General features: G+C 58.8%; 16 protein-coding genes and 1 tRNA gene. 12 read left to right on the top strand and 5 right to left on the bottom strand.

The features are described 5' to 3' along the window. The first annotated feature begins 185 nt into the window (after window positions 1-185). Window positions 186-377, top strand: a complete 192-nt coding sequence (locus tag B149_RS0112975) for a hypothetical protein (protein WP_245533217.1) — start codon at window positions 186-188, stop codon at window positions 375-377. A gap of 1 nt (window position 378) precedes the next feature. Continuing rightward, window positions 379-624 (top strand): hypothetical protein, encoded by a 246-nt coding sequence (locus tag B149_RS0112970; protein ID WP_040372792.1) that lies wholly within the window; start codon window positions 379-381, stop codon window positions 622-624. 149 nt (window positions 625-773) lie between these two features. Here the strand turns inward: B149_RS0112970 and B149_RS0112965 are convergent, their stop codons facing one another. Beyond that, window positions 774-1,133 (bottom strand): hypothetical protein, encoded by a 360-nt coding sequence (locus B149_RS0112965; protein ID WP_018125596.1) that lies wholly within the window; start codon window positions 1,131-1,133, stop codon window positions 774-776. 84 nt (window positions 1,134-1,217) lie between these two features. Between B149_RS0112965 and B149_RS0112960 the strand changes: the two genes are divergently transcribed. From B149_RS0112960 to B149_RS17230, 5 genes are all read left to right on the top strand, one after another. Next, on the top strand, window positions 1,218-1,625 hold the full coding sequence (locus B149_RS0112960; protein WP_018125595.1) for a hypothetical protein: 408 nt from the start codon (window positions 1,218-1,220) through the stop codon (window positions 1,623-1,625). 5 nt (window positions 1,626-1,630) lie between these two features. Further along, window positions 1,631-2,101, top strand: coding sequence for a class I SAM-dependent methyltransferase (locus B149_RS0112955; protein ID WP_018125594.1), 471 nt, complete (start codon window positions 1,631-1,633; stop codon window positions 2,099-2,101). 112 nt (window positions 2,102-2,213) lie between these two features. Then, window positions 2,214-2,669, top strand: coding sequence for a hypothetical protein (locus B149_RS0112950; protein ID WP_018125593.1), 456 nt, complete (start codon window positions 2,214-2,216; stop codon window positions 2,667-2,669). A 13-nt stretch (window positions 2,670-2,682) separates the two neighbouring features. Next, window positions 2,683-2,925, top strand: a complete 243-nt coding sequence (locus tag B149_RS0112945; protein ID WP_018125592.1) for a hypothetical protein — start codon at window positions 2,683-2,685, stop codon at window positions 2,923-2,925. Window positions 2,926-3,126: 201 nt separating this feature from the next. After that, on the top strand, window positions 3,127-4,230 hold the full coding sequence (locus B149_RS17230) for a tyrosine-type recombinase/integrase (protein ID WP_156816829.1): 1,104 nt from the start codon (window positions 3,127-3,129) through the stop codon (window positions 4,228-4,230). A 79-nt stretch (window positions 4,231-4,309) separates the two neighbouring features. Here B149_RS17230 and B149_RS0112930 read toward each other — a convergent pair. Both B149_RS0112930 and B149_RS0112925 read right to left on the bottom strand, forming a co-directional pair. Then, window positions 4,310-4,385 (bottom strand) — tRNA-Ala (locus B149_RS0112930). 86 nt (window positions 4,386-4,471) lie between these two features. Continuing rightward, window positions 4,472-5,980 carry a glycosyltransferase family protein gene (locus tag B149_RS0112925; protein WP_018125589.1) on the bottom strand — a complete coding sequence of 503 codons (1,509 nt, stop codon included), beginning with the start codon at window positions 5,978-5,980 and terminating at the stop codon, window positions 4,472-4,474. Window positions 5,981-6,047: 67 nt separating this feature from the next. Here B149_RS0112925 and B149_RS0112920 point away from each other — a divergent pair, with 67 nt between their 5' ends. From B149_RS0112920 to ruvB, 5 genes are all read left to right on the top strand, one after another. Beyond that, window positions 6,048-6,647 (top strand): RlmE family RNA methyltransferase, encoded by a 600-nt coding sequence (locus B149_RS0112920; RefSeq protein WP_026167608.1) that lies wholly within the window; start codon window positions 6,048-6,050, stop codon window positions 6,645-6,647. A gap of 47 nt (window positions 6,648-6,694) precedes the next feature. Next, window positions 6,695-7,441, top strand: coding sequence for a YebC/PmpR family DNA-binding transcriptional regulator (locus tag B149_RS0112915; RefSeq protein ID WP_018125587.1), 747 nt, complete (start codon window positions 6,695-6,697; stop codon window positions 7,439-7,441). Window positions 7,442-7,444: 3 nt separating this feature from the next. Then, entirely contained in the window at window positions 7,445-7,954 is a 510-nt protein-coding gene (gene ruvC / locus B149_RS0112910) for a crossover junction endodeoxyribonuclease RuvC (protein WP_018125586.1), read from the top strand. Window positions 7,955-8,096: 142 nt separating this feature from the next. Next, window positions 8,097-8,723: a Holliday junction branch migration protein RuvA gene (gene ruvA / locus B149_RS0112905; protein ID WP_018125585.1), complete on the top strand. Its 627-nt coding sequence runs from the start codon at window positions 8,097-8,099 to the stop codon at window positions 8,721-8,723. Then, window positions 8,720-9,712 carry a Holliday junction branch migration DNA helicase RuvB gene (ruvB, locus tag B149_RS0112900; protein WP_018125584.1) on the top strand — a complete coding sequence of 331 codons (993 nt, stop codon included), beginning with the start codon at window positions 8,720-8,722 and terminating at the stop codon, window positions 9,710-9,712. The genes ruvA and ruvB overlap by 4 nt, the downstream gene beginning before the upstream one ends. A gap of 100 nt (window positions 9,713-9,812) precedes the next feature. On the opposite strand, the gene B149_RS0112895 is transcribed toward ruvB, so the two are convergent. Beyond that, a complete protein-coding gene (locus B149_RS0112895) occupies window positions 9,813-10,820 on the bottom strand; it encodes an ABC transporter ATP-binding protein (RefSeq protein WP_018125583.1) in 1,008 nt (335 codons plus the stop codon). After that, window positions 10,813-11,784 (bottom strand): ABC transporter ATP-binding protein, encoded by a 972-nt coding sequence (locus B149_RS0112890; RefSeq protein ID WP_018125582.1) that lies wholly within the window; start codon window positions 11,782-11,784, stop codon window positions 10,813-10,815. Before B149_RS0112890 ends, B149_RS0112895 begins: the two co-directional genes overlap by 8 nt. Between the last annotated feature and the right edge of the window lie 3 nt (window positions 11,785-11,787).

Here is an 11,787-nt window from a genome sequence, read left to right as displayed (position 1 = left end):
GGGCTGGAGGCCGGGATGCGCCCGGAGCTGGCGCTGGACGATGCGGCGCATGCGTTCGTGGTGCGGGTGCTGGGCGAGTGTCCGGCCCCTGCGGACGACGGCGGCTGGCCGGAGTTCGACGTGGAGCCGATGGGCGANNTGATCCACGCGCCGGGAGGCTTCCGATGATCGCGGCGGGGCAACAGGTGCTGGTGCGCAAACATCGCGGCGAGCTGCTGTGCGTGCGCATCACCGGCGAGGATCCCCGCGGCTTCTGGGTAGGCCGCCAGCTGCGCGGCCCGACCAAGGGCGCGACGCGTCTTTTCAAGCGCGAGCAGGTGGTGGCGGTGCGTACCGAGGATGGGTACCGAAGGCTTTTGTGTGGGTATGGAGAGTAGTGTGATGGTGAATAGAGACGAGCAATACGGTGAGGCGTGGCGCAAAGCCCTGATGCAGTTTCGCAAGGCAGAACTTGTAGACCTGTTTGAAAACGTGTGCAGGGAACGCGACGACGCCAAGTTCGAAAACATACGGTTGCGCGGCTATCTCGATGACGCCTGCGAGTGCGCCAGGTGTTGCGAATGTTCCGGCTGGGTTGAAGATTGTAGGATCATGGCAGCAAAGCTGCGTAAGTCAACCGATTGATAGTTCAAAGGCACTTTTGAGGAGACCAAATATGAAGATCACAAAGACTGAACAAGGCTATCTGTTGGAAGATCCGCAGACCGCAAACGAGGCGCAGGCCCTCGAACGTTTTGTTGAGAGCCTGCGTGAAGGGAACCTGTTGGTGGAGACTAATTACAAGTCGGAAGATGCTTCGACATCCAGTCGATTACGTCCCCCCGATGGAAGCCGTAATACGGTTTGTGCATCGGTATAACGAGAAGCCTGTCATTGTCGTCGATCAAAGGCTCGAACAGTTCGTAAATGGCTTGGGCACTGCTGTTTGAAAACACCGCATACGACGATTCAGAAAGCGGGGCGTAGGCGTCAAATGCTTTGATTTTATCAAGCACCTTGCCGTGTTTCTGCCCCGGGGAATTGAGGTCGTAAGTAATAAGATAAACAGACATTGGAAACTCCTTCTGGTTAAAGGTTAACAAAACGTTTTCGTTTCCCCGATACCAGAAGGCGCCCTGAAAGAGAACGCCCATACAAGTTTTCTTCTGTGTATACGACGTATACGCCGCAAAAGGCAAAATTGGATCAGAAATTTCATAATCAGTTGAGGAGTAGGCATGGAAGCCCACAAAGAATCATGCGGTTACTGCGAACACCTGACGACAGAGTGCGATGGAAACTACCCCGAATTAGCCGTTTCGTGGCCCGCTTGCGCTAAGGTCGAACGCTACCAATACCTCAAGTCGTTTCCCTTCAAAAAGAAGATGAACTGCTTTTCTCCGGCCATGTCCAAAGAAGATGAGGCCGAGTGGTGCAGAAAGAGAGTTGAAGAGGAGGAGGCCAGCCGTCCCGACAGGTGCGACGACTGCGCTCATTACGATTCCGGCTTCAACTGGCGTCTGATGAAGCAGGACCGTACGCCTTCATGTCAATACGGCACACCGCCCGAAGTTTGTAGCAAGTTTTACAATACGGCTTGGGTTGATGCCGTGTGCAAAGAAGTCAGACTATCAGCAGGGAGATGACCAGAATGCCGCAAATATTAGACGCGTGTTGCGGTGGACGAATGTTCCACTTCCGGAAACAGAATCCCGAAGTCCTGTTTGCAGATATCCGGGCCGAGGATCACACGCTCTGCGACGGGCGTACGTTTACCGTTTGCCCGGATACGATTGAGGATTTTCGCAATCTGAGCTTTCCGGATGGGGCGTTCAATCTCGTTATTTTCGATCCCCCGCACCTCGTTCGGGCCGGGGAGGATTCGTGGATGAGGGCGAAATACGGACGGCTGGATCGGGACAACTGGCAGCAGGATATCACGGCAGGGTTTGCAGAGTGTTGGCGCGTGCTCAAGCCGGGTGGAACCATGATTTTCAAATGGAACGAGACGCAGATCAAGATTAGCGAGCTGCGCCCCTGTTTTCCTGCCGATCCGCTTTGTGGCCACACGACAACCCACAATCTGAAAACGCACTGGGTAGTGTTCTACAAGGCCGCTTAGGCAGGCTCTCGGGCGAGTACACAAAGCGGCCCCACCGGGACCGTCCCGGCGAGACCGCTTTGGCAAAGGTATCGAAGACAACAGGATAGACGAAATTTAGGAGGCGTACAAGGTGACGACGAAACAGCGCAGACAATATTTGACCTTGCACGCGGTGCGTGAGCTGGTGCGCGGCATGGGTGAGCGTCGCCAGTGCTTCGAAAAGAAGACTCGCGAGTCGTTGCGCCGGATCGAACGGCGGGTCACGGCGATGATTGAAGCCCTCGGCCAGCCGACCAGAAGCGATCATGCTCATTTTGCCAGAGCTGCCGGCAGGCTCAAGTCCGCATGGGTGGACGAGGGCGGCGGACATTCGCAAGCCGCGTTCGTGGCGATCGGGTTGGCACTGGTCGCGGAGCAGCGTGCGGAGATCCCGGCCAAGGCCGCAAAGGCGCGGCAGGAATTTGCGGATCTGGAAGGCATGCTGGCGACGCTCTACCGGCATTTTGATCCGGATTATGAGGACATGGCCGCATCCGACGAGGGCGAGGCCGTGGCCCGCGAATATCGGCAGCTTGTGGCCGCGTAAGGGAGAGGGTGTCGTGCTGCTGAATGGTTTCAAGAATCGCAAGCGGTTGGCGGACAGAATTCTCAACCAGCAGAAGGTCGGCGGGACCGGATACTGGGTCGAGGTGTGTCCGGAGTGTGGCGGAACGGGCAGTGATCGGGACTGTTTTGAGGACGAAGAGTGTCACTGTGTGAGCTGCCAGGGCTCCGGATTGATCCAGACCAAAATCGATATCAAGGAAACACGCACGGCCTATCGGCCGACAGGAAGGAAATAGGCATGGGATTGCAGCAGGTCATGGATGAAATGCTCGGGCGGCGCGTGTCGGTCGAAGAGGTGGCCACGGCGTTTGCTCGATCCGTTAATTGGGTCTACAAGCACGGATACGCCCTCGGCGGCGTTAAAGTCGGGGGGGAATGGCTGTTCTTTGAAAAGCGAATAGTGGAAGCTCTCAGACCCACCAGTATGGGAGGATTCGGTGCCGATCAAACGGAAGAACCGAAAGACAGGAAAGGTGGAGATCTTCGGCAGGATCAATCTGCCGGACGGCGGACGCAGGGAGAAGAAGTTCCCGACCAGGGCCAAGGCGCTGGAGTGGGAGGTCTTGACGCGGCGCAAATTGAGCGAACTCTCGAACCGGACCCCTACGGTCTCCTTGCATAGCCTCATGACAAAGCATCTGGAGGCGTTGACAGCCAAGGGGATTAGCTCCGGAACGATTCGGGAGAAAAAGCTCGTCTTTAAGGCGCTGCTGAATCGACCAGGTGTTAAACCCGTTATGCCCGCTGGTGAGGTGCCGCATGATGTTGTGAGACAGCTGCTTGACAGTATGGCTGAGAACAAAAGCGGGCACCGAGCCAATACCTATCGTAAGCACCTGATGCGTCTTTGGAATTGGGGCAAGCGAGCGCGTTTGGTTGAGGGGGAATGCCCTTGGGATGTCGAAAAGTATAAGGAAGAGCGCCGGGAACGATATGTCCCTCCGGAGGAAGACTTCTGGAAGGTTTATGAAATATCGGATCAGTTGCCTTCAAGCCACTTTCGAACGTCAGGACACGCCTTCGAGGCCCCTCACAGAAAGCGCATGCTGCTTGCTTTTATGCATACTGCCGCCAGACGTGGGGAGTTGTTCAGATTAAAGTGGGAAGACGTTGACTTCGAAAGAGAGCGCTTGCGGCTCTGGACGCGGAAAAGAGATGGTGGATTGGAATTCGACTGGATTCCGATGACTCAGAAGCTCTATGCTGCGCTAAAAGAGCAGCGCCTTGAGACAGGATTCAGGAGCTACGTGTTCATCAATCCGGTCACGGATAGACCGTATGTCAACGCCAATAAAATGATGAAGCGACTGTGTGAACGTGCCGGGGTGAAGCCATTCGGTTTTCACGCCATACGTCACCTTTCTGCGTCGGTATTGCTGAGATCGCATGTGGATCTGGCTACTGTGCAGCTCATCTTGCGCCATCGGTCTGTCACCACAACAGCTCGGTACGCCCATAGTCTGGCTGATTCGGCAGAGGCTTTGAATAAAGCCTTCGGCAGTAAGGTTGTGGACATGAAAAAAGCCTCCAGCGGCAACTGAAGGCTTGTGAAAGGTGAGTAAAAAGGTGAGTCGATGGCCTGGTAGCCTAACCTTTGAACTCATAACCCTTTAAAATATCTGGTGGAGACGATGAGATTTGAACTCACGACCCCTGCCTTGCGAAGGCAGTGCTCTCCCAGCTGAGCTACGTCCCCGTTGGTGGAAGAATTTTTAGCCCCAAAAGGGCCGTGGCAGCAAGCATTTTTTCGTNATGTGTCCGATCCGGCTGGAAAAACGTTCGTCAGTCCAGTTCAAGCTTTTTCAAAAGAGTGGTGACGCGGTTCTCGTAGGTGTGTTCCAGCAGTATAAGCGACTCCCAGGCGGCGCGCATCTCGCGCCGGAATCCCTTGTTCGCGGAGAACTCGTCCATGAGCCCGGAGATGTCGTTCGGTGTCCTGAAGCTGATCGCCCGGACGAGGTCGTGCGGAAAGATGTCCAGTCCCGCTGTTTCGTCCGTAAGCAGAAAGCCGCCCGCGCACCAAACGTCGAAGTGCCGCTGGGTCAGCCCGGCCGGGAGCAGGGGGCTGGTCATGTTCAGCGTGAAGGGGGCAGCGCGGTACACGGCGGGCAGGTGTGCGTAATAGTCCAGAACCGGCCGCACGTCGGAGAGCCCCTCGTCCTTCCAGCCGTCGTCACCGAATACGGTCAGATTATCCACGGCTCGCAGGCACATGCTGCGCCAGCGTCTGCCGGATTCCTCGGCGCCAAGCGACGGCTTGCGGACTGCGTTGTCGGGCCAGAGCGCATGGATGCCAAGCCGTTTCCGCCACCAGAACCAGTCCGGGCGCTCGCCGCGAAGCAGCATGGACTCGGCCTCCTGCATGGCTTCTTCGGGAAGGGAAAGCCCTGCGTAGAAGGCATCCTTTTTAGGAAATTCGGAGCGGCCGACAAAGATCGGGTGTTCGGATATGTCCCTTGCGTGTTTCGGTAGCTGGCCGCCCTCCCGGAAGGTCTCGGGGCTGGCTGCCAGCGGAAGATGGTGCACACTCTTCGCGCCCTGCGATTCAAGCACCGGGATGAAACTGGCGTCCGTCACGAACAGGTCTGCTTCCTTCCAGAACGGCGATTTCATCAATGGCAGCAGGTTGAATGGATTGTCCACCATCCAGACCGCCACCCGCACGCCTGCTTCGCGCAGCAGGTTGAAGCCCAGTCCGAACGGATCCAGCCCCTTGAAGTTGACCGAGAGAAACAGCTCGGGCTTCTCCTGTTCAAGCATTTTTGGCAGTTCGGTGCCGGGCGAACGCTCCAAAGCCTCGGCGTCCGGGACGGAGACGGCTATGTCCCCGACCTGAAAAGCGCGGGACAGTTCCTTGCCCAGCAGGTCTTCGGTCTGGTAGGGGAGCCAGACCCGGCGCTTGGCGCTGCGCGCTCTGGAGCCCGTTGCGGCCAGCCGTCCCGCAAGCGGACCCCAGAACGAGGGGAACGCCTTGAGGTTGGGCCGGTAGCGGACGACGCGCACCTGTCCGGCGAAGTCCGAAGTGAACATTTCGGGTTCGATGCGCCAGAATGAGCCCGGAACCCGTGATGCGAAGTCCGCGACCTGCTGTTCGAAGTCCGGACATTCGATGTAGAGCGGAGCCCGATATTCGGGAAACAGCTCAGGCAGCCGTTCCGGTTCCGGGCCGAGGCCGAGAAACACGGTCTCCACGCCGGAGCCAAAGACTTCGAAGTGGTCCTTCTCGGCGGGCATGGTCTGTTTTCGGCCCAGTTCGTTGATGATGCGCAGGCGCTCGGGACGGTTGCTCATTGGAAAACTTGGCTTGTGCGGCGGATTCGGCTAAAGAAGCTCCACGCCGCAGATGGAGGCATATGCCGTGAAACAATACAAGGACCACTATTTCAAGCGGGCCAAGCAGGACAACTATCCAGCCCGGTCCGTCTACAAACTGCAGGAAATCGACAAGCGGTTTCAGATATTCAAGGGCGCGAAGACGGTCATCGACCTCGGCGCGGCTCCCGGCTCGTGGACGCTCTGGGCCGCCAAGAAGGTCGCCAAGGGCGGTCGCGTACTCGGCGTGGACATCCAGTCCACGGATACCCCTTTTCCGGAAAACGTCACCTTTCTGCAGGAGGACGTTTTTTCCGACTCGCCGGAACTGCTGGCCGCCATGGAGCCGCTTCTCCCATTCGACCTCGTCATAAGCGACATGGCACCCAAAACCACCGGCGTCAAGTTCGCGGATCAGGCAAACAGTCTGGAACTGTGCGAAAAAGCGTTTGAAATCGCTCTGAAGCATCTCAAGAAGGGCGGCCATTTCGTGGTCAAGAACTTCGAGGGCCCCGATACCAAGGGATACATTGACGGTATCCGTCCGAGCTTCAGCAAGGTCAAGACCTTCAAGCCCAAGAGCAGCCGCGCGGAAAGCAAGGAAGTCTTCATCGTCGGACTTGGCTTCAAGGGCGATGCCGGGTAATATGCCCGCGCTACAACATTCAGGACACGATTCTCAGGAGGAAATACATGGCTGGACACAGTAAATGGGCCAATATTCAGCACCGCAAGGGCCGTCAGGACGCCAAGAAGGCGAAATTTTTTACTAAAGCGGCCAAGGATATCATCCTCGCCGCCAAGGCAGGCGGTGGCAACCCCGAGGACAACTCCGCATTGCGGCTGGCCATCCAGAAGGCCAAGCAGGTCAACCTGCCCAAGGACCGCATTGAAAACGCCATCAAGAAGGGCACGGGCGAGATCGCCGGCGGCGACATCAACGAGGTCGTCTACGAAGGGTACGCTCCCGGCGGCGTTGCCATGCTCATCGAGGCTGCCACCGACAACAAGAACCGTACCGTCGCTGAAATCCGCCACCTGTTGACCAAGCACGGCGGCAACATGGGCGAGGCCGGTTCCGTGGCCTGGATGTTCAACAAGAAAGGCGTCATCACTTTCAAGAAGGAATCCTACTCCGAGGACGACCTCATGGAAGTGGGCCTCGAAGCCGGTGCCGAAGATATTATCGACGAGGGCGAAATGCTTTCCGTGCATTGCGCTCCCTCCGAATATGTTGCCGTGCAGCAGGCTTTTGACGAAGCGGGCATGACCTACGAATCCTCCGAGATGCAGCAGGTGCCCGAGAACCTCGTCCCCGTGGACAAGGAAACCGGACAGAAAGTCGTCAAGCTCATGGATTTCATCGAAGACAACGACGACGTGCAGAACATCTACGTCAACGCCGACTTCCCCGACGACCTGATGGAAGGCATGGAATAACGCATGGATGACGCCTGCGGCCTCGTGGTCATCGGTCTCGACCCCGGCTCGCGGGTGACGGGCTACGGCATCATCCGGGAGCTGTCCGGTCAGGTCAGCCTTGTGGAAACCGGAACCATTCGGACACCGGTCAAGAAGCAGATGTCCACGCGGCTGGGGGTGATTCATTCCCGGATTGCGGAACTCATCGGCAGCCACTGTCCGGTTGAGGCCGCCATAGAGAGCGTATTCGTCTCCAAGAGCGCTACCTCCGCCCTCAAGCTGGGGCAGGCTCGGGGAGCCGCCATGGCCGCATGTGCCGTGGCCGGTCTGTCCGTGGCGGAATACGAGCCGTCCAAGGTAAAGAAAAACCTTGTGGGTGTAGGCAACGCACCCAAGGATCAGGTCGCCTTCATGGTGGCCCAGACGCTTGGCGTGAAAAAGCCGGACTGGGCCGAGGATGCCTCGGATGCGCTGGCCATTGCCATCTGCCATCTGAATGAGCGGCGGATGCGCAGGCTCACCGGCAGCTGACCGAACGATTTCGAAATGGCCGCTCGCTCCGGGCGGCCATTTTCATTGCCGACCTGTCTCGTCCCTTTCCTTTGAATGTCTGGCCCTAATGGTATAAAGTGCCTCGTCAGCGGGCGGAAAAGACCGCGCCGCCGGAGAAATCATGATTGCATATCTTGAAGGACGACTGCTCGGATTCGACGACACGTCGCTGGTACTTTTGACGCCCGGTGGTGTTGGCTACGAGATTCTGGCGCCGACAACGGTTCTCTCCCGTCTGCCGCAGAAGGGCGGGGAGGTGCAGTTGCATATCCATACCGCCGTCGCGGAAAAGGCCATCGACCTCTATGGCTTTGGCTCAGCCGATGATCTGCGGTTGTTCCGCACGCTTATTTCCATCGACAAGCTTGGTCCCAAGAAGGCGCTGGCGATTCTTTCGAAATTCGACGCCGATCACCTGCGCGAGATAGCCTTTCGCGAGGACGTGGACACCATGGCCACGGTGCCCGGCATCGGCCCCAAGTCTGCCAAGCAGATCCTGTGGTTCCTCAAGGACAAGGTGGACAAGCTTGCCTCCAGCGGCAAAGGCACGACCATCCCGACCCGCGACGCCGCGCCCGCAGGCCCTCAGGGGCAATATTTCGACGCGCTGACAGCCCTGAAGAATCTCGGGTATTCCGAGGAGGAAGTCAGGCCCATGCTCAAGGCCGTCTTTGAAGACGAGCCCGACCTCGACGCGGCCAGCGCCATCCGGGCCACGCTCAAACAGATCGCCAAGGACCGTTCATGAGCAAGTGCACCATGCCGGACGACACCATTCGTCCACGCAAACTCGGAGACTTCATCGGCCAGAACGACCTGCGCGGGAATCTGGAAGTCTTCATCAAGGCCGCACAGAACGCCGGAACCGCCATGGACCATACGCTGTTCTACGGCAACCCCGGCCTCGGCAAGACCACGCTGGCGCGGATCATCTCCTCGGAGCTTGGCGTGAACATGGTTTCCACCTCCGGCCCGGTCATGGAGCGTTCTGGCGACCTCGCCGCCATCCTGACCAACCTTGAACGCGGCGACATTCTTTTCATTGATGAGATTCACCGTATGCCCGCCACGGTCGAGGAAGTGCTGTACCCGGCCATGGAGGATTTCCAGATCGACCTCGTGATCGGTTCCGGTCCCGGCGCACGCACCGTGAAGCTCGACCTTGAGCCGTTCACCCTTGTGGGTGCCACCACTCGCATCGGCCTGCTGACTTCACCGCTTCGCGATCGCTTCGGTTGCATTTTCCGTATCGACTTCTATTCGCCGGAGGAGCTGGCCGCCATCGTCAAGCGCGCTTCGACCATTATCGACGTGAAAGTTTCCGACGAGGGTGCGCTGACCATCGGGAAACGCTCCCGCGGTACGCCGCGCATCGCCAACAGGCTGCTTCGCCGTGTTAAGGACTTCGCTTCGGTGCACGGCGACGGCAACATCGACCGTGAACTGGCGGAAATGGCGTTGGATCGGCTCGATGTGGACCCCTACGGCCTGGATCACATGGACCGTCGCATCCTGACGCTGATGATCGAACATTTCGGCGGCGGCCCGGTGGGCGTGAAGACCCTTGCCGCCGCCTGCGCCGAAGAGGTGCGCACCATCGAGGACATTTACGAGCCGTTTCTCATCCAATGCGGGTTTCTCAAACGCACCCCGCGCGGCCGGGTTGCCACGCCCAAGGCCTACAAACATCTCCGGATGCGCCTTGAGGATGGGGATGATCAGCTGACGCTGATCTGATTGCATTCTCATTCATCCGGCCCGCTGGCCGCGTGGTTCTTCAGACGTAAAAAAGGCCGCCCTTGGAGGCGGCCTTCATCTTTATTGGGGCGGAGGGGGGTTACACCCGGCCTTCCTCAATGCCATGACAGGCGACGCTGGTTCCGGATTCGAGCGTGAGCAGTTCGGGAACCTCGGTGCGGCAGCGTTCGTCCGCGTGCGGGCAGCGTCCGTGGAAGACGCAGCCGCTGGGCAGGTTGATGGGCGTGGGCACGTCGCCTGAGAGGCGGATGTGTCCGCCCGCCTGACCGCCGAGTCTCGGAATGGCCGAGAGCAGGGCGCGGGAGTACGGATGCTGCGGATTGCCGAAGAGTTCCTTTACGTCGGCCAGTTCGCACAGGCAGCCGAGGTACATCACGGCCACGCGAGTGGAGATGTGCTCGACCACCGACAGGTCGTGACTGATAAACAGGTATGTCAGGCCGCGCTGTTCCTGCGCGTCCATCATCAAGTTCAGGATCTGCGCCTGAATGGATACGTCGAGCGCGGCGATGGGTTCGTCCGCTGCCACGAATTCCGGGTCGAGCACGAGGGCGCGCGCGAGGCTGATGCGCTGGCGCTGGCCGCCGGAGAATTCGTGGGCGAAGTTGTCGATCCACGCTGTGTTGACGCCCACCTGATCCATGGTGGTCAGGATGATGTCGCGCACTTCCTTGCGGTTCAGGTTCGGGTTGTGGAACCTGACCGGTTCTTCGAGGATCTGTTTGACGGTCATGCGCGGGTTCAGGGACGCGTATGGGTCCTGAAACACCATCTGCATGCGCGTACGGTAGGGGCGGCGGCGACGGCCCGTGAGGGTGTCGATGCGCGTCCCGTCGTAATGGATCTCTCCGGCGTTGGGCTGATAAAGGCCCATGACCGTCCGTGCCAGCGTGGACTTGCCGCAGCCGGACTCCCCGACAACCGAGAGGGTTTCGCCCCTGCGGATGTCGAGGCTGACGTTGTTCACGGCCTTGACGAGGGTTTTCTCCCGCGTGATTTTGCCGCCTTTGAAGGACAGCTGGTCCACGATGGAGCCGGATATGTCGAAGTGCCTGTCGACGTTTTTGACTTCGAGGAGCTTACTCATTGCAGGCCTCCTCCATGAAGCAGGCCACGAAACCGCCTGCCTCGGTCGGACGCAGGGGCGGTGTCTGGGTGGCGCAGTGGTCCTTGCGGTGCTCGCAGCGTGGACAGAAGGGGCAGCCTTCGGGCATGTCCTGAAGTGAGGGCATCATGCCCGGAATCTGGTTCAGGCGATTGCCGTGCGCGCTCTGCGGCAGGGCCTTGATGAGCCCCTGCGTATAGGGATGCTGCGGATTTTCGATGATTCGTCTCGTGGGGCCGACCTCGACCACGCGTCCGGCGTAAAGCACCGCGATGCGCTGGGTTACTTCGGAGACCACCGCGAGGTCGTGGGTGATGAGCATCAGGCCCATGTTTTCGGTTTCGCACAGTTCCAGCAGCAGATCCATGATCTCGGCCTGAATGGTCACGTCGAGCGCCGTGGTGGGTTCGTCCGCGATGATCAGGTTCGGGTTGGTCAGCAAGGAGATGGCGACCACGATGCGTTGGCGCATACCGCCGGAGAACTCATGGGGATACTGTTCGAGACGCTTTTCGGGAGAAGGAATGTAAACCTTCTTGAGCTTGTCGATACAGATCGCCGTGGCTTCCTTGTCCGATATGTTCATGTGGGCGCGAAGGGTTTCCTTCATCTGGGTGCCCACGGTCAGCACGGGGTTGAGGGTCATCATGGGGTCCTGGAAGATCATGGAGATCCTGTTGCCCCGGATGCGGCGCATCTTCTCGTAGGGATACTTGGAGATGTCATCGCCCTGGAAGATGACTTCGCCGCCGGAGATGAAGCCCGGCTTGGAGATGAGGTTGATTATGGAGAAACCGAGCACGGATTTTCCCGCGCCGGACTCGCCCACCAGGCCGAGGCGTTCGCCTTTGCCCAGCGAGAGGCTTACGTCCCTCACCGCGCGGACGTTGCCGCTTCGCAGGGCAAACTCCACACTGAGGTTTTTTATGTCTAGCAGATGTTCCACTGT

The sequence above is a fragment of the Desulfovibrio oxyclinae DSM 11498 genome (genome assembly GCF_000375485.1).
Classification (GTDB): Bacteria; Desulfobacterota; Desulfovibrionia; order Desulfovibrionales; family Desulfovibrionaceae; genus Pseudodesulfovibrio; species Pseudodesulfovibrio oxyclinae.
The sequence above is the reverse complement of the archived record's forward strand: the minus strand, read 5'-3'. Positions and strand labels throughout refer to the sequence as shown.